This is a genomic window from Cognaticolwellia beringensis (assembly GCF_002076895.1).
GTDB lineage: Bacteria > Pseudomonadota > Gammaproteobacteria > Enterobacterales > Alteromonadaceae > Cognaticolwellia > Cognaticolwellia beringensis.
In genome coordinates this window covers 2,859,406-2,877,706 of record NZ_CP020465.1, presented here as the reverse complement: position 1 = coordinate 2,877,706, position 18,301 = coordinate 2,859,406, and the positions used below count along the sequence as shown (strand labels likewise).

The following is an 18,301-nucleotide window of genomic DNA, read 5'->3' as shown; positions in this document are numbered from 1 at the left end:
GGAAAGTGCTAGTTGATAAAAGTTTTAATAAAGCTATTTATTTAATGAAAAGAAAAGTCGAGTGTAGCCATTTTCAAACGGAACGAAGTCAACGCTAAGCAATACTGACTTTTTGTTCATCTTCTATAGTTGTTACAAATTCATCGCCAATCAGTAGCTCTGGCATCATAGTATTCACGATTATTTGTTGCTGCATTAACTCGAAATAAGCCATGCCTGAGCTCACATCACCAAATAGAACAATACCGCTTATTTTGCCGCTTTTAACCATGATCTTACGGTAAATAAGTGCTTTATTATCCAATAAGGTAAAACATTCGCTACCCTCTGACACTTCAACATCGCCAGCTGAAAAGAGCTGTACACCTGAAACTTTCAATTTGGTTGGTACGGGTGCGTTTTGAAATGGCTTTTGGACGTTGTTGCATAAACGTTCAGCCAGCGAAATACATTGTGCCCAAATAGGGTCAACTAAACCAAAGGTGGCTTGTTTATGTTCACAACACTCACCTAAAGCACTAATTGAAGCGTCACTCGTTTGCATATAATCGTTAACTAATATGGCACGATTGAAGTCGATATTACTGGTTTCGGCTAATGCTTTGTTCGGCGTAATGCCCGTTGCGATAACGGCCATTTGTGCGCTAATAAACTCACCGTTAGTTAACGTAACACCTGATAGTATTTCGGAACTAGCTGCTGATTTCATGTCGACGTTAGGCTCAGTTATGCTTTCAAAAGCAGCCACTTCATGACCTAAAGCAAACTTAATATTTTTTTGTTCCATAATGCTTTGCAGCATAACGCCTGCAACTTTATCTAACTGCCGGTTAAGCAGCCATTTATTACGATGGACTAACGTTACTTCCACACCACTAAGCGCTAAACCGTAAGCCGCCTCTAACCCGAGTAAACCACCACCAATCACAATAGCTTGTTTTGCGCTTGTACTGGTTTGTTTAGCAAAGGCTTGAATTTTTTCTGTGTCTGCAATATCTCGAAAATTGAATATACCGGCAATATTTTGATTTTTAGCGGGTATTTTAGCGGTACGTGATCCTGTAGCTATGATGAGTTCGTCATAATGAATCTGCACTTTTGAAGCTAATGACGCGACCTTAGCTTTGTTGTCTATATAAGTAACTTCACTGCCACTTAAGAAGTTAATATTGTGCTGTTTATACCATGCAGGGGGTTTTTGCATAATGCTATCGATGGTGGCATCACCCGCTAAAACGGCTGATAACATAATACGATTGTAACTACCGAAATTTTCTTTACCGATCACGGTAATTTGATATTTATTGGGTGTGCGCTTAATTATTTCATCTAAGAGCCGACCAGTAGCCATGCCGTTACCAATGATCACCAACGAGGGTTTGATCTGAGTAATCGATTCACAATGCTTATTTCTTAACATATCTGCTGTTGGGCTTTCGGTATTGGCCATTGTACTACTCACATATTTGAGAGTTATGTAATTTGCGAATGTGGACATGCTATCCACATCGCTACTTAACTTTATCTATACAGCTAAATGCAGATAATGTGCCATGTACTTTTGGATATGTTATTTAATTATACTTATTTGTATTAAAAGGATTTAATGTAAAAAAATAATAAAAAAATGATAGATAACACTTATTTTATTGAGGTCTTTGCACTCTTCTGGTGCTTGGTTGCAGTGTTATATTCAACAGCGGTGTTTGTATTATTAGCTTTTAATTTACTAGTGAGCATTTCATACATGAATGCAGATAAGAGTGTTTCTTAATTCAAAATCAAACAACTTAAACAACTTGAGCTAGAATTCTAAACGCTTAATACCTGTTGTATTAAGTCAGTAAACATTATCAGTAAGCATAAATTTCCAGCTTTCCTATTCTCCCTAATTTATTTCACCCTGCTTATAGCGGACTGTATTGCATTTATCCGTTACGACTAACTTTTGCTTAAATGTGGCTTTATTAAATAGTGCTATGACTATTTATTATTTTTTATGCACTCAATGTGTGCGTAATCGTTATTGTATTGTGCATAAATAAACATACTGCAGTTATTTCTCCCACACAATAAAACCACTAAAACCAATTGAATCATAAAGATAGAGAATATCCATATGGATGGCATTACATTTGCTACTCACTGTTCAATAAACTTATTTCTACTACTAATTTAATAGAAACCTCATTATTTATTATTAACAGCCAAGAAAAATGTCATTCGTTAATAAAGAAACCAAATTTTAATTTTTAGGAGTTGTTGCATGAGCGGTCAAGATAGTCTCAATATATTTTCATTTAAAGGTAAGATGAAAACCTTACATATGAGTTGGATAGCGTTTTTTATTACTTTTGCTGTTTGGTTTAACTTTGCCCCTTTAGTGTCAGTAATTGCTGACTCATTAGGGTTAACAAATGCTGAAATAAAAACCTTAATGCTATTAAATGTAGCGTTAACCATTCCGGCGCGTGTGGTCATTGGTATGCTGACCGATAAATACGGCCCTCGCTTAACTTTCGCCGTATTACTTGCAGTATGTAGTATCCCTTGTTTTATGTTTGCTTTTGCTACGACCTTTGAACAAGCGGCATTATCTCGCTTCTTAATAGGCTTTATCGGTGCGGGTTTTGTTATCGGTATTCGTATGGTATCTGAATGGTTCCCTGCTAACGAATTAGGAACGGCTGAAGGTATTTATGGTGGCTGGGGTAACTTTGGTTCAGCTGCTGCTGCCATGACCTTACCAACACTTGCATTAGCATTTGGTGGTGAAGACGGTTGGAGATACGCGGTTGCATTTACCGGTGCATTAAGCTTAATTTTCAGTGTTATCTGGTATAAAAATGTCACAGACACCCCTAAAGGTTCAACCTATTTTAAACCTAAACAAACAGGCGCTATGGAAGTTACTTCAACAGGCGATTTCTTTCTGTTATTAATTATGAAGCTTCCTATGTATGGTGCTCTAGCTTTACTTGCTTGGAAATTATCACCTGCTGGCGTAAGTTTATTAACAGCACAAAGTGCCATTATTGCTTACCTTAGTTTAGTGGTTTTATTTGCTATAGAAGTAAAACAAACCATTAAAGTAAACGGTCATTTATTTTCAAAGCCAGTTGAAGAAATTCATCGTTATAAATTCAGACAAGTCGCCGTTTTAAACATTCTTTATTTTGCGACCTTTGGTTCAGAATTAGCCGTGGTTTCAATGTTACCGTTATTTTTCGCTGAAACCTTCGAATTAAGCATGGTTTACGCTGCCATGTTAGCCTCAACTTATGCATTTATGAACTTAATGTCTCGTCCGGGTGGCGGTTGGTTATCAGACAAGTATGGTCGTAAGAAGACCTTATTAATTTTAACCGCAGGGTTAGCGGTTGGTTATTTCGCCATGTCTGAAATCACCGGTGAATGGCCTTTAGCATTAGCGGTAGTCGCAGCGATGGCTTGTTCATTCTTCGTGCAAGCAGGTGAAGGTGCCGTATTTGCTGCTGTACCTCTAATTAAACGTCGATTAACGGGTCAAATTGCTGGTATGACGGGTGCTTACGGTAACGTCGGCGCCGTAGTTTACTTAACAGTATTAACCATGGTTGATTATTCAACCTTCTTTATGGTGATAGCAGGCACCGCTGTGATAGGCTTTACTACATTACTCTTTATGGAAGAGCCAAAAGGTACTATTACTGAAGTACGTGAAGATGGCACTGTAGAATTAATTAATGTGGGTCATTAGTAAAACATGATCAGTAAAACCCAATCATGCCAAAGCACGGCTGCAGATTTGCAATTGTGCATTGGTGGTTTTTCTTCTAAAGGTTTGAAAGCCGAAAACCAAGACGCTTTCGCCGCTATTGTACCTGAAAATCATGAATTACATGCTAAAGGCGCAGTTGCGGCCATTGCTGACGGACTCTCCAGCGCAAATAAAGCTGCAGAGGCCTCGCAACTTGCCGTAACTCAATTTATTCAAGAGTATCTCGCCACCCCTGAAACATGGTCAACGCAAAAATCTGCAGCAAAAGTATTAACCAGCTTAAATAACTGGTTATATTCACAAAGCGGGTTTGTTGAAAGTTTAGCCGATGAAAAATCTCCGCAATGGTTAACGACTTTTTCAGCGTTTATTGCCAAATCAACCACGGGTTATATCTTTCATGTTGGCGACACCCGAATAACAAAATATCGTCATCGTCAGTTGGAAGTCATTACACGTGATCATAATCGTAAACAAATGGGGCAACAGGCTTTATTAACACGCGCTTTAGGTGCCGACAATCGTTTAGAAGTTGATGTGCATCAAATTGATTTACAGTTGCACGATTTATACATGCTAAGTTGTGATGGTATTCATGACTATATAACAAAACCTATTTTTAAAGCACTCTTTGATACATTACCGTTATCGCCAGAAAAGTCTGATTTAGAAGCGCTATCTAAAAAGATTGTTGAAACTGCACTTGCGCGCGGTAGTAATGACAATGTTACCTGTTTATTAGTCTATGTTAAGGCAGTGCCCAACCGTAAACTGGCCGAAATTCAACGTGATTTAAGTGCAAAAGCAACTCCTCCGGCCTTAAAAGTTGGCCAGAAGCTAGATGGCTACTTAGTTAAAAAAGTGATCCACGCTAGCATTCGTTCACATTTGTATCTTGTAATCGATGTTGAAACAGATAAACCTTATGTTTTAAAAGCGCCATCAGCTAATTTTTCAGACGATGCTATTTATTTACAAGGCTTTATGCGTGAAGCGTGGGTTGGCGAACGCATTAAGCATGGTAACGTCATGCGTGTTCTACCTGGCAGACAAAACAGCCAGTTTTTATATCATGTCTGTGAATACCTTGAAGGGCAAACCTTAGGTGAATGGATGCATGACAACCCCAAACCAAGCGTTGCACAAGTTCGCGATATAATGAAACAAGTTATTAGCGCATTACGCGCGTTTCAACGCTTAGATTTAGTTCATCGCGACTTAAAACCTGACAACATAATGATCGATCAATATGGCCACATTAAATTAATTGATTATGGCACTGTATTTGTCGCCTCACTGGATGAAAACCAAGAAACAATTGAAGCAGAAGTACCATTTGGATCGTTAAACTATATTGCTCCTGAAACCTTATTACACATGAAAGCAGATAATAAAAGCGACCTATTCTCGTTGGGCGTTATTTGTTATGAAATGCTTTCAGGTGAACTGCCTTACAAACCAATGCAACGGGCTGAAGTAACCTTTAAAGATTATAAAGATATGCACTATCGCAGCATTAAACAGTTTCGACCTGAGTTACCGTTATGGTTAGATTTAAGCTTACAAAAAGCAACAGAGGCAAACCCAAAGTTGCGATATCAAGCCTTTTCTGAATTCTTTACTGATTTAAGCAACCCAAGACTTAACGCTATTGAAGAATATAAAAATCAGCCTTTATTACAACGTAACCCCATATTGTTTTGGCAATCTGTATCAGCGTTATTGTTTATTGGACTGATTATAGCTTTGACCAACTAACCAAGCGCACAACAACTTACCTCCTTACCGCTTATACTTATAGCGCACACCCTTGGTGCGCTAACTTCTTCACGATAGTGCAAAACCTCTATCCCGGACAGAACAAAACCCCCTACTCCATTGAATTTATTGATAAAAAACATCTGGTTCGTTTATTGCAATCACTAAGTCATTATCTAGTTCCGCTAATAAAGCGGTAATTTAAAGCAATAGGATTGTAAAATATGAACACACAACCTCGAAAAATCGTCGTCGTTGGTAATGGCATGGTTGGCCATCACTTTGTTGATGAAATGGCTAAACATGAAGGCTATGAAATTACAGTATTATCAGCTGAAGATCGTTTAGCTTATGACCGTGTTCATTTATCAGAGTATTTTTCTGGCAAAACGGCTGAAGATTTAGCCATGACCTCGCCTGCATATTACAACGAAATTGGTGTTAAATTTTTCACTAACGCAAAAGTCATTAACATTGATAAAGCAGCGAAAACGGTGACCACTGAAGCTGGCGAAACTTACGCTTACGACAAGCTAGTAATGGCCACTGGTTCATATCCATTTGTGCCACCTATACCAGGTAAAGAACGTGAACATTGTTTGGTTTACCGTACTATTCAAGATTTAGACGATATTCAAGCGTCAGCGAAAGCCGGTAAAGTCGGTGTTGTAGTTGGCGGTGGTTTATTGGGGCTAGAAGCCGCTAACGCACTTAAAGAATTAGGCTTACAAACACACGTGGTTGAATTTGCTCCACAACTGATGGGTGTGCAATTAGACAAAGACGGCGGTGCTTTGCTTCGTTCAATGATTGAAGGCATTGGTGTTCAAGTGCACACCAAAAAAGCAACTAGCGAGATTGTCGATGGCGAAGCGTGTGTTCACCGGATGAATTTTGCTGATGGCACGCATTTAGAAACTGACGTTATTTTATTTTCTGCAGGGATTCGCCCATACGACAACTTAGCACGAGAGTTTGACTTAGCCGTTGGCGAACGTGGTGGTATTGTTGTTGATAACTACTGCAAAACCTCTGACGACAGCATTTACGCCATTGGTGAATGTGCATTATGGAATAACTTCATCTTCGGTTTAGTTGCTCCGGGGTACACCATGGCAAAGGTTGCTGCCGATAACATTATTGGCGGTTTGCAACAATTCACCGGTGCTGATATGAGCACTAAGTTGAAATTAATGGGCATGGACGTAGGTTCAATTGGCGATGCTCATGCGCGAACCGAAGGTTGTAAAAGTTATGTTTATTCAAACCAACCTGACCAAATTTATAAAAAAATTGTCGTTAGCCCAGACGGTAAAGAATTAATAGGTGCAGTGTTAGTCGGTGATACCAGCGAATATGATTCATTATTACAATACGCCTTAAATGGTATTGAATTACCCACAAATCCTGACGGTTTAATTTTACCAAGTTCAGGTGAAAAACCTACCTTAGGCGTAGATGCCTTACCTGATACAGCCACCATTTGTTCATGTTTAAACGTGACCAAAGGCGACATTATTGCGGCGATAGATTGTGGTGCAATTGATGTCGGTCAAGTTAAGTCTTCAACGAAAGCCGCTACGGGTTGCGGTGGTTGTACTGCCTTATTAAAGAAAGTGACTGATCACGAGCTAGAAAAACGTGGTGTTGAAATTAGTACTGATCTTTGTGAACATTTTGCTTACAGCCGTGTTGAGTTATTTCACATTGTACAAGCCGAACAAATTAAAACCTTTGAGCATTTACTGGTTAAACACGGTTCAGGTTTAGGGTGTGAGATTTGTAAACCTGCAGCAGCGTCCATTCTTGCATCTGTATGGAACGATTACGTATTAAAACCTGATCATGTGTCACTTCAAGACACCAACGATACCTTCTTAGGCAACATGCAAAAAGATGGCACTTATTCTGTAGTACCCCGCATGCCGGGTGGTGAAGTAACACCGGATAAATTAATTGTTATTGGTGAAGTTGCCAAAGAATATAACCTATATACCAAAGTCACTGGTGGCCAACGTATCGATTTATTCGGTGCACGTGTTGATCAATTACCCGCTATATGGAAACGCTTAATTGATGCAGGTATGGAAACAGGCCACGCATACGGTAAGTCATTACGTACCGTTAAATCTTGTGTTGGTAGCACTTGGTGCAGATACGGACAGCAAGACAGTATGGCCATGGCTATTCGATTAGAAGATCGTTACAAAGGATTGCGTTCACCACACAAAATTAAGTTTGCAGTTTCGGGCTGTACTCGTGAATGTGCAGAAGCGCAAAGTAAAGACATAGGCATAATCGCCACAGAAAATGGCTGGAATTTATATGTCAGTGGTAATGGTGGTATGAAACCTCGCCATGGTGATTTATTTGCCACTGATTTAGACGATGAAACACTCATTAAATACATTGATCGCTATTTAATGTTCTATGTACGTACAGCAGATCGATTAACCCGTACTTCAGTTTGGTTAGAAAACCTAGAAGGTGGTTTACCTTATATGGAAAAAATCGTTAAAGATGACCATTTAGGCATTAATGATGAATTAGAAAGACAAATGCAAAATGTTGTAGACACCTACCAATGTGAGTGGAAAACCACCATTGAAAGTGAAGAACAATTAAAACGTTTCCGCCAGTTTGTTAACTCAGATGCTATCGATGGCAATATTGAATTTGTTACTGAACGTCAACAGATTCGTCCCGCTAAAGATGAAGAGAAAAAATACGGTGTTAAAATCCAAGTAGTTGACTTAACACCTGCATAAAAAGCTTACGACCAAGAAAGGAAAAGATCATGACAACAGAAAGCACCTGGCAATCCATCTGCCCAACTAATGATTTAATTAAAAACTCGGGGGTTTGTGCACTATTGGCAAACCAAGAGCAAGTTGCTTTATTTCAGGTTGGAGAGGATACAGTTTATGCTGTTTCTAACTTTGACCCTTTTGGCAAAGCGAACGTTTTATATCGCGGTTTAATTGGCGAAACTAAAGGTGACGTTTACATTGCTTCACCCTTATTAAAACAACGTTTTTCTTTAAATTCTGGTGCCTGTTTAGACGATAATACATTTGCCATTAAAACCTATGAAACACGTGTAACTGACGGACAGTTAGAAATATTAGGTTAATTATTTAACTATAAAAAAACCTCAACTTAGGTGACTAAGCTGAGGTTTTTTTATGGCGATTAAACAGTAAAACTCAAATAACTAAAACATCATATTAATCACCGTCAGTTAATCCTCTCATGCTGCAAATTAATGTTGTAACTTAATAGTTTATTTTGGGGCATGGTTGCATCGCAAACTAACAAAAAAAACATTAAAAACTGACGAAATAAACACAAGCAACTGATATATAGGTGCTTTATATACTGGCATGAATGCTGCTGTATTGCATATATCTACAATGTAATTTACTTAATTCACGTCAATTGAAAAAAATTAAGGGATAAACCATGCAACCAGTACTAAAAATTTCAAAGCTTACTGCTTTGATTTTATTAGCAAGCTCCAGTGTTTCAGTTAGTGCAACTAGTGAGCCTGAAAACAAAGCTAAAGCCAGCGTCGATGCTAATTTACGCTATGAAGGCGTTAATCAAGAGAACGCAAGTAATGATGCCTCCGCGTTAACATTGCGAACACGACTAAATTATACCAGTGCCAATTACCATGGTTTCTCAGGTGTAGTTGAATTTGAAGACTCTCGCCAAATAGCCGGTGTTAGCGACTATAACGATACTGTTGGCAACGGTAGTCAATATTCCGTAATTGCTGACCCAGAAAGCACGGAATTAGATCAAGCATTTGTCCAATACCAGCAAGGTAAAGTCATCGCAAAAGTCGGTCGCCAAGTTATCACACTCGATAATCATCGCTATGTCGGCCATGTCGGCTGGCGTCAAGATAGACAAACATTTGATGCCGCTACAGTAGATTATGCAGCCTCAGAAAATATAAAAATCAGCTACAGCTACATCAACAAACGTAACCGTATTTTTGCTCAAGCAAAAGATCTTCACTCAAAAGATCATTTACTTAATTTTGCCTATAAAACCCCCTATGGGCAATTAACTGCTTATAGTTATCTATTAGAGATAGATGAAGGAGCGTCAAACGGTTTAGACACGTTTGGTGTAAGTTTTTCCGGACACAAAGACAAATTTTTATACTCTGCTCAATTAGCGACTCAAAGCGCTGAAAGTGCTGTATCGGACTATTCAACAAAATACATGGCTATTGAAGGTGGCTATAAATTTGATACTGTCACTCTAAAATTAGGTGCTGAAATACTGGCGAGTGACGATGCAATGTACGGTTTTTCGACTCCCCTCGCGACACTACATAAATTCAATGGTTGGACAGATCAGTTTTTAAGTACGCCAAAAGAGGGCTTAGTTGATCTATATGCCTCTATTTCAGGTAAAGCTTTCGGCGGTGCTTGGGCAGTAGTTTTGCATGATTTTTCTGCTGACGAAGCAAGTACAACAGTTGACGATTTAGGCACTGAAATTAATGCTGTTTACACCAAGAAATTTTCTAAAAATTATAGCGCAGGTATAAAGTACGCAGCTTATTCAGCGGGTGATGTAGCCTCAGGTAAAGTTGATACAGATAAATTTTGGCTCTGGGTTGGTGCTAAATTTTAAGTTAATTAAGAACATCTTATAACGGTAACGCATCAACAGTTTAGTTGAGCGTTATCAAACGTTGTAAAGTAATATCATTATTGGAGCAGGTGAATAACATGCACTTTGACCAGAGAATAACTGATAGATTTTTCTCGTCATAATTTAGAAAAATAATTATGGGTTTACTCAAAGCAGACATTAACATAAAAATATTTAAGGGCAAGTAATCAGATTGAACACAAACGACATAGCAGTCATAGGGTTGAAGTTTGTATGGTTTGTTTTAGATTAAAATAAAGACCGCATGAATATGCGGTGAAAAATAAGTTTTAACGCTACTGTCCACCTCAGAGCGTGTTGTTAGCTACGTATTTCGACACGCCAAGGTGGATTAATACGATTTTCACCTGCCCAATAAAGCTTTATTTTATGACCAGACGGGTCATGCAATATTGCCTCTCGCCATAAATAGCTTTGATCGGTAGGTTCTTGATCAAATACAAAACCTTTAGCTTTTAATGTATTAACCAGTTCATCTAATTGTTCATGCTCAAAATATATTACCGTACCGCAAACTAACTCACCAGTTTCTAAAGATAATGAAAAAGTTGAACCTCCATCTGGACATTCAAAGCGAGAATAATGTGGAGTATCTACAATTTGAGTAAAGCCTAAATCGCGATAGAATTTAGTAGATATCTCCATATCGATAACTGGTAATGTAATTTGATTTAAGTTCACTAAACCACCCTGTGTAGCTAACGAGGCTGTAGAATAACTCGTTTATTTGAATTCCCCCATAAAATGGGTGTACTAAATGCATTACCTATATCGAGTTAATCCTCTACAGTGCGATATAGAAGCACAAAAAACAAGCTGTTTTGGCTGGATTAGTTATTCTTCAGCCTCAACGCTTTGCTAAGCGGCTAAAAATGGCTGGCTATAATAGCGAGAAACGCACAGCCAGCTGTTTGTGTGATCTTCCCCCGATAAAACGGACACATTTTTATTCATGCTGCCAGGGCTTCATATTCTATTGGCGAACAATAACTTATCCCTGAATGCATCCTCGAAACATTGTAGTATTTGTTAATGTAACTGCCAAGCGTTCCGCGCAGTTCTTTATCACTTTTAAATACATTACCACGAATAACTTCGGTCTTCATTGAATGGAAAAATGACTCCATATGCGCATTATCAGTACATTTTCCTGCTCGGCTCAAGCTATGAACTATCCCATGCAGTTTCAACGCTTTTTGATAAACTTGTCCTCTATATTCTACACCTCGATCGGTATGAAGCATTAAATCACTTTTCGGCTTTCTCTTTTTAATCGCATTTTTTAATGTTCGTTTCGTTACCTCTGCTGTCCTATTTCTGTCTAAACTCCAGCTAATAATACGCCGTGAATATAAATCCATTATTACCGATAAATAACGCCATACCCCTTTCACCTTCAAATACGTAACATCTGCTACCCAGACTTTATCTCTAGCCAATGGCACTTCACCATTAGGCCGTAAGTTGGTACCTGTCGTAAGAAAGCGTTTATAAAATGCAGAGCGAGTAGTCACACGCATCACTCTCGCAACCAGTCCTAGTGCTCGATACAAGCGTTCAACACGCTTTTTACCGATATTGTATCCTTGCTTTTGTAAGGCCTTAAATATGCGAGGACTACCATAGCGTCCTTTATGCTCGGTGAATATTTGCTGAATTTTCTGTTTAAGCTCTGCATCTTCTATCGTGCGGGCACTTGGTTGACGTTCACGCCAATCGTAATAGCCACTTTTAGAGACATCGAAATATTTCAGCAACTTCACCACCTTTATGTCGGCTCTGAGCTTTTCGATGAATCGATATCGTCCTGATGTTCCTCCGCAAGAAACCGTTGCCACTTTTTTAGAATATACAGCTCCTCCTTGAGCTCTTTATTTTCACGCTCAAGTTGCTGCTCTTTGGTCAGTACTTTTTTGGCTTTTGATTGACCAGCCACTTTTTTGCGTTTATCAGCCACAATGATCCCTTCACGATATTCTTTTCGCCATCGTGACAGCATGAACGGGTGTATGTCGAATTTTTCGGCGACTGATTTTATGGTGATACCGACAACAAAACTCAGTTGAACAGCGTTGACTTTAAAGTCGTTTGAATACTTCCAAGTGCGTCTTGGATTGTTGTACTTGGGCATAGAACACCTCATCTTTAGTTAGATTTTGGTGTCCGTTTTATCGGGGGAAGATCAGTGTCCGTTTGAGTAACTTGTTATGCTTTTTGGGCAATAACCTTTTTTAAGACTAAGAATATTATTAACAAGTACACAACAGTGGCAATATGCTTAGCAACAACCTTAAATGGTGCGTGAGCTTCATATGCAAGTAGCCCATCTGTAATTGGCATAACAACCCCAAACAATGCGCCCCACATCAAAACAACATAATTTCGAGTATATAAAAGATATCCAAAAATTAAGGTAATGAAGATTGTACGCGAACCATATATTGCCACCCAATCAGCATCCATACCCGAAAAAAGTTCAGTGCCTCTGACGACAGAAAACATCTCAGGATCAATGAAAGCAAAAGTACCATAGAAACCCTGTAACAGAACTATAAGTGCGACTAAGACAAAACCTACTTTTTCCAATTTAGTACTTTTATTCATCATAATATCCATATTCACCTGAATTATAGAGAAGCTTCAACGCCGTTTTAAGCGGCGAGCAATAGCTTGCCAAAATGTGAAACGAAGTGGAACCGAGCAAGCTGTTACGAGTCCGAATGAAAACCCTTGTTAGGTATCATTATTAGCAGAAAGCAAGTCTAAGGCATTTACTAAAAGCTCATGTTCTTCTGAGCCTCTTTTAATATACCACGCTTTACCTAAGCAAAGCCCAGCGAAAACAGCTAGAGTTGTTGAAGTGAATCCAAACATATTTTCATCAACAAACTAATTAAGCCACCCACAATAACTTGTTTGTTTTTTCAACAACAACAAACTATTTAAGCCACCCATAATAACTTGTTTGTTTTTTCAACAATAAACTACACTTCATTTACCCTTTTATAAGTGTGGTGATAGTTATGCCTAAGCCTCGTTCACAACAAATTAGTTTATCTGATACGCCGTATTATCATATTTGCAGTCGAACCGTCCGTAAAGCCTTTTTATGTGGTGTTGATAAAGAAACGGGGGTCAGCTATGAGCATAGACGTAGTTGGATTGAAAAACGTATTTTTCAATTATCTCAGGTGTTTGCTATTGATGTTTGTGCTCACGCTGTCATGAATAATCACGTACATTTAGTCCTTCATGTTGATAGCGAACAAGTTAAAAGATGGACTACGCTAGATGTACTTTCCCGTTGGCATAAGTTGTTTAAAGGCACCATTTTGACCAGTAAATATCAGCGAGATCAATCATTAACTAAATTCGAAATGGAAATGGTTGAAGAAACAGCGCAGATCTATAAACAGCGCTTAATCGATATCAGTTGGTTTATGCGGGCATTAAACGAACCTATTGCTCGACAAGCAAATAAAGAAGATAAATGCACAGGTCACTTTTGGGAAGGACGCTTTAAATCACAAGCCCTGCTCGATGAAGGTGCATTACTCGCTTGTATGGCTTATGTAGATTTAAATCCAGTCCGTTCGGGCATTGCGCCAACACCTGAACAATCGAGTTTTACCAGTATTCAATTGCGTATCAAAGCAGCCATCATGGGAGAACAACCGACAACGTTATTACCTTTTACTGGTAATGAATATCGAGAGAAAACTTCAGGTATTAGCTTTAGCTTGAGGGACTACTTAACCCTAGTAGATGAAACAGCTCGCGTAATAAGAGATGACAAACGAGGTGCTATCGATACTAAAACCGCAAATATACTGTCAAGACTTCACATCAGCGATGAAAGTTGGCTAAAACTCACCACAAATTTTGAAGGTATATTCACTGGCGCGGTAGGCACCGCAGAGCATTTGTGTGAATTTACTGAACACGTAGGTTTAAAGCGAACGCACGGTAAAGCAAATGCCCAAGCTTGTTTGAATAGCGCTTAAACTTAACTACATGCTAAGACAGTAAGAAAAATACGGCTACCTTGGGGTAGCAAGTAAAGCTTGCCTGAAATTCACTAATTTAATCAAAATATATAAAAATAGATATGCAAAGGCATAAAATATGAAATAGATGTATTGTTGTCGACCAATGGATAGCAGTGTTTCAGAGCATTATTACGTAGAGTTATCATGGGTGGCATAATTAGTGATCATGGGTGGCATAATTAGTGGTACTAAGACAGTAAGAAAAATACGGCTACCTTGGGGTAGCAAGTAAAGCTTGCCTGAAATTCACTAATTTAATCAAAATATATAAAAAGCGATATGCAAAGGCATAAAATATGAAATAGATGTATTGTTGTCGACCAATGGATAGCAGTGTTTCAGAGCATTATTACGTAGAGTTATCATGGGTGGCATAATTAGTGGTAGGCAAACCGAACTGTTACTGATTAAATAGCGTGAATAATATTTTCCCTCAACCAACACGATGCTGAAGTGGCTATTTGAACTTAACTTAAGTTTGAGCTAATTGGCGTGAACTTGTGGAGCCTGACTCAAGCTGTGAGGCTTAAGTAATGGGGCTTAAATTGTGTGTTAAGCATGCACTTAAATAGTTTTGTACTTACACTGTTTTAATTTCTAATGCACGGGCAAGTTTAACTTAGGAAATTCAGCTCTGAGTTGTTTAACTAAATTTTCGTCTGTGCCAAGACTAACCGCTAAGTAGAAATCTTCTGATAATGCTTTTAAGGTATAAATCGTTTTAAAGTCTGACATTTTACAGCCTGTTTTTTTACAGTAAAATTCAATCACCTGTTGGGTTGACGGAATAACATCTATTCGACCTTTTTCTAACATCTGCATGGTGGTTAATGTATTAACAATTTCAACTAATTCTTTATCAAACTGAAGACCTTGATTTGCAAGCCATATCGTAACGGCATCAAGTCGCTTAACGCCAATTTGAATATCCTTTAGCTCTGAGAGTTTTGAAATTGGCTGTAATTTACTACTTTTTAAAGTAATTAGCTCCATAGGTACATGAGCAACCTTCCCTATCCAAATAAATTTATCTTCCCGATCTGGTGTTCTAACTAAAGAGAATATAATGGTGTTAGGTCTTTCTGAAGCAATTTGAAATGCCCTAGCCCAAGGTAAAACTTCTATCTTATTTTCAGGTAAAACTTTATTGATTAGTTGTTGTACTTCAATCGCAACAATACCACCAATTAACTTATGGTTTTCACTGATTTGAAATGGCGCTAAGTGCTCAGTGACAATACGAACTTTTGCCGGCTCTATTTCTGCTTGCGACTGAAAAGGTAACAACATAAATAAAGCTATAAAATTAATCCGGTTCAAATAAGAAATCCTTATTGCTATAAAATACAGTTACAACGCTATCATTTACGACAATCACTCTTTGTAATAAGTGCATTAAAGTCTCCCGTACCTATAAAGTTAGCATAGTAAAATTAATCGAGCTTAATAATTAAAAATAAAAGTAAGCTGTTCAATTTCAACAAAAAGGGCCTTAACCTTTCTACCTCACCTGTGCACTAGCCTAACGTTAACCTGTGTATTTAGTGCAGACAAACCAACAAGTACTTCAGGATAATACGACTAATTTTCATATCAACCCGTTTATGTAACGCTTCATCTTTTCATCTAGATAAATATACCCCTTCACCGAATCTTCATGGTTAAAATGGTTAATTACTGTACTGTAAATTTCAGCCATAGTTCAAGTTTTACGCTTGTGACACTGCAATGTGAACACCTTAAACTTCGCTATTTTATAATTATAACCACACTAACAATAGCAGACATTCTTTATATAAATCATATGAATACATGAAAATTAAATGATGACAATAAAGAATCTTCTATTCATTTTTTGGGAAAGCAAATGAATACATCTAAGAATAAATTTGTCAAAACAATTATCACCCTAAGTTTAGGCCTAGCCCTGAGTGCTTGTGGGGGTTCTGATTCAAAAAAAGCACCAGATCCAGTCGAAAACTCAGCACCAGTAATTTCTAGCACTGAAATTAACACGGTGGTAGCAGGCTCTCTATATTCCTATACGTTAGTATCAAGTGATGTGGACGGTGACGCGTTAACATCTTCAGCGACTAATTTACCGACGTGGCTTTCATTTGATAGCGCAACGGGCATATTAAGCGGCACACCAGCAGAAGGCGACTCAGGCAACCATGCTATTACATTAACGGTGAGTGATGGCACGCTAGAGGTAACGCAATCTTTTACCATTTCAGTGACCATGCCAATTACAGAAAATAATGCCCCTGTCATCACCAGTATGGCAATAACAAGTGCAACAGTTGGCGAAGCCTACACTTATACATTGATAGCAACAGATGCTGATAATGATATGTTAACCATGTCGACCACCATACCTAGCGAACTTTCTTGGTTAACCTTTGATGCAGCAACCGGCATATTGTCAGGTACGCCAGCATCTGGTGATGTTGCCACTACAGCGATTACCTTAACTGTTTCTGATGAAACTGACGATACAGCACAAACCTTCAATATTATGGTTGAGGATGCAGATGCGGTAGCTACAGTAGATGTTGTTTCATTTGAAAATGCGCCTGAAACATATACCTTTGGTGACTTCAATGGCGGCATGGCAATGGTTGTTGCAAACCCAGAAGCTACTGGCATAAATACCAGTCTTCAGGTGGGACAAATGCAAAAATTTGCCGGCGAAACATGGGGTGGTTCTACCCTAACATTGGCTACACCCGTAACAATCCCCGCAGACAGCATGGTTACCCTGAAAGTTTGGTCATCACGTTCAGTAGATGTACTAGTTAAGTTTGACGATATGAACGCTGAAAGAACGGTTACGCATTCCGGTTCAGGTTGGGAAGCGCTAAGTTTTGACTTCACGGGTGCCACGAGTACTGGAGAGAGCAGACTTACGTTAATTTTTGATAATGGCATCATGGGAGATGCTGAAGCTGATGCGGCTAATTGGACTTTCTACTTTGATGATTTCACTACCCCTGCTGCGCCAGAAGTCGTTACTACACCTGGCTCTACCGTTGTAAATGACTTTGAAGCAGCCTCTGACACTTATACATTTGGTGATTTTAATGGCGGCATGGCAATGGTTGTTGCTAACCCACAATCAACCGGCATTAATACAAGTGCTCAAGTTGGACAAATGCAAAAATTTGCTGGCGAAACATGGGGGGGTTCTACCCTTACATTGCCTACACCAGTGGCAATCCCAGCAAACAGTATAATTACGATGAAAGTTTGGGCTTCGCGTGCCGTACCAGTTTTGGTTAAATTTGACGATGTTAACGCAGAAAGAACAGTCATTCATACTGGCTCGGGTTGGGAAGAATTAAGCTTTGACTTTACCGGTGCTGTCAGTAGTAGTGAGACCAGACTTACATTAATTTTTGATAATGGCGTGATGGGTGACGCTGATACTGATGCGGCTAATTGGACTTTCTATTTTGATGATTTCACAACCCCTGAGGCTGAAGAAACGGTTGCAGGAAGTTTTGTCGCTGAAGGCACACCTTACGATTTTGAAGTTGCCGGACTAGGCAGTGATTTTACTTGGGCGGTTTTTGAAAATGAAGATAATCCGGCATTAGCGTTTGTTGCTAACCCTGCATCTTCAACGGCTAATAATTCAGCAACTGTTGCAATGTTTACAGCTAGAATGACAGGTCAAGCTTGGGCCGGCACTGAAACTACAGCGGCGAATACTACGCCTTTCACTATGGATGCTACAAATAGCATTGTTAAAATCATGGTATATAAGTCTGTGATCAGCGATGTGGCTTTGAAGTTCTCAGTTGGCGCAGCGGCACAACCTGAAATTAAAGTAGCTAATACCAAAATTAATGAATGGGAAGAGCTTACTTTTGATTTCACTAGCCGCATTGGTTCAGCTGAAACGATTAATATTGATTCGGTGATAGTTTTCCCTGACTTTATGGATGGTAGAGCTTCTGATACCGTGAACTACTTCGACAATATAACTTTTGGGCGTTTCGAATAGCCTAGATTATTGTCAAACGTTTTGATTGAT

The 18,301-nt window shown here is 38.8% G+C and carries 12 protein-coding genes; 7 read left to right on the top strand and 5 right to left on the bottom strand.

The features are described 5' to 3' along the window. Positions 1-94 precede the first annotated feature (94 nt). Positions 95-1,450 carry an NAD(P)/FAD-dependent oxidoreductase gene (locus B5D82_RS12215; RefSeq protein WP_157673893.1) on the bottom strand — a complete coding sequence of 452 codons (1,356 nt, stop codon included), beginning with the start codon at positions 1,448-1,450 and terminating at the stop codon, positions 95-97. An 816-nt stretch (positions 1,451-2,266) separates the two neighbouring features. Here B5D82_RS12215 and B5D82_RS12210 point away from each other — a divergent pair. From B5D82_RS12210 to B5D82_RS12190, 5 genes are all read left to right on the top strand, one after another. Next, the gene (locus B5D82_RS12210; RefSeq protein WP_081151875.1) at positions 2,267-3,739 is read left to right on the top strand and encodes a NarK family nitrate/nitrite MFS transporter; all 1,473 of its coding nucleotides are present in this window, start codon (positions 2,267-2,269) and stop codon (positions 3,737-3,739) included. 6 nt (positions 3,740-3,745) lie between these two features. After that, a complete protein-coding gene (locus B5D82_RS12205; RefSeq protein ID WP_081151873.1) occupies positions 3,746-5,518 on the top strand; it encodes a bifunctional protein-serine/threonine kinase/phosphatase in 1,773 nt (590 codons plus the stop codon). 224 nt (positions 5,519-5,742) lie between these two features. Next, entirely contained in the window at positions 5,743-8,286 is a 2,544-nt protein-coding gene (gene nirB / locus B5D82_RS12200; protein WP_081151872.1) for a nitrite reductase large subunit NirB, read from the top strand. Positions 8,287-8,315: 29 nt separating this feature from the next. Next, positions 8,316-8,651 (top strand): nitrite reductase small subunit NirD, encoded by a 336-nt coding sequence (nirD, locus tag B5D82_RS12195; protein ID WP_081151870.1) that lies wholly within the window; start codon positions 8,316-8,318, stop codon positions 8,649-8,651. A 329-nt stretch (positions 8,652-8,980) separates the two neighbouring features. Further along, a complete protein-coding gene (locus tag B5D82_RS12190) occupies positions 8,981-10,171 on the top strand; it encodes an alginate export family protein (protein ID WP_081151869.1) in 1,191 nt (396 codons plus the stop codon). A gap of 342 nt (positions 10,172-10,513) precedes the next feature. Here the strand turns inward: B5D82_RS12190 and B5D82_RS12185 are convergent, their stop codons facing one another. The 3 genes from B5D82_RS12185 to B5D82_RS12175 all read right to left on the bottom strand — a co-directional run bounded on the left by B5D82_RS12185 (position 10,514) and on the right by B5D82_RS12175 (position 12,829). After that, positions 10,514-10,894, bottom strand: a complete 381-nt coding sequence (locus B5D82_RS12185; RefSeq protein ID WP_081151867.1) for a VOC family protein — start codon at positions 10,892-10,894, stop codon at positions 10,514-10,516. Positions 10,895-11,163: 269 nt separating this feature from the next. Beyond that, a protein-coding gene (locus B5D82_RS12180; protein ID WP_094122802.1) for an IS3 family transposase occupies positions 11,164-12,344 on the bottom strand; the annotation gives its coding sequence in 2 pieces (ribosomal slippage) (positions 11,164-12,059 and positions 12,059-12,344; 1,182 coding nt in all). A gap of 74 nt (positions 12,345-12,418) precedes the next feature. After that, positions 12,419-12,829, bottom strand: coding sequence for a DUF4267 domain-containing protein (locus B5D82_RS12175; RefSeq protein ID WP_081151866.1), 411 nt, complete (start codon positions 12,827-12,829; stop codon positions 12,419-12,421). Between the two features lie 407 nt (positions 12,830-13,236). Here B5D82_RS12175 and B5D82_RS12170 point away from each other — a divergent pair, with 407 nt between their 5' ends. Beyond that, positions 13,237-14,217, top strand: a complete 981-nt coding sequence (locus tag B5D82_RS12170; RefSeq protein ID WP_081151864.1) for a transposase — start codon at positions 13,237-13,239, stop codon at positions 14,215-14,217. A 642-nt stretch (positions 14,218-14,859) separates the two neighbouring features. On the opposite strand, the gene B5D82_RS12165 is transcribed toward B5D82_RS12170, so the two are convergent. Beyond that, on the bottom strand, positions 14,860-15,582 hold the full coding sequence (locus B5D82_RS12165; RefSeq protein WP_081151862.1) for a substrate-binding periplasmic protein: 723 nt from the start codon (positions 15,580-15,582) through the stop codon (positions 14,860-14,862). 547 nt (positions 15,583-16,129) lie between these two features. On the opposite strand from B5D82_RS12165, the gene B5D82_RS12160 reads away from it, so the two are divergent. Next, the gene (locus B5D82_RS12160) at positions 16,130-18,271 is read left to right on the top strand and encodes a putative Ig domain-containing protein (protein ID WP_081151861.1); all 2,142 of its coding nucleotides are present in this window, start codon (positions 16,130-16,132) and stop codon (positions 18,269-18,271) included. The last annotated feature ends 30 nt before the right edge of the window (positions 18,272-18,301 follow it).

Bases quoted from the DNA above. Each gene is read 5' to 3' on its own strand.
- B5D82_RS12205 (WP_081151873.1), top strand. From the start codon at position 3,746: ATGATCAGTAAAACCCAATCATGCCAAAGCACGGCTGCAGATTTGCAA.
- B5D82_RS12160 (WP_081151861.1), top strand. From the start codon at position 16,130: ATGAATACATCTAAGAATAAATTTGTCAAAACAATTATCACCCTAAGT.
- nirD (WP_081151870.1), top strand. From the start codon at position 8,316: ATGACAACAGAAAGCACCTGGCAATCCATCTGCCCAACTAATGATTTA.
- B5D82_RS12215 (WP_157673893.1), bottom strand. From the start codon at position 1,450: ATGGCCAATACCGAAAGCCCAACAGCAGATATGTTAAGAAATAAGCAT.
- B5D82_RS12210 (WP_081151875.1), top strand. From the start codon at position 2,267: ATGAGCGGTCAAGATAGTCTCAATATATTTTCATTTAAAGGTAAGATG.
- B5D82_RS12190 (WP_081151869.1), top strand. From the start codon at position 8,981: ATGCAACCAGTACTAAAAATTTCAAAGCTTACTGCTTTGATTTTATTA.
- B5D82_RS12175 (WP_081151866.1), bottom strand. From the start codon at position 12,829: ATGGATATTATGATGAATAAAAGTACTAAATTGGAAAAAGTAGGTTTT.
- B5D82_RS12170 (WP_081151864.1), top strand. From the start codon at position 13,237: ATGCCTAAGCCTCGTTCACAACAAATTAGTTTATCTGATACGCCGTAT.
- nirB (WP_081151872.1), top strand. From the start codon at position 5,743: ATGAACACACAACCTCGAAAAATCGTCGTCGTTGGTAATGGCATGGTT.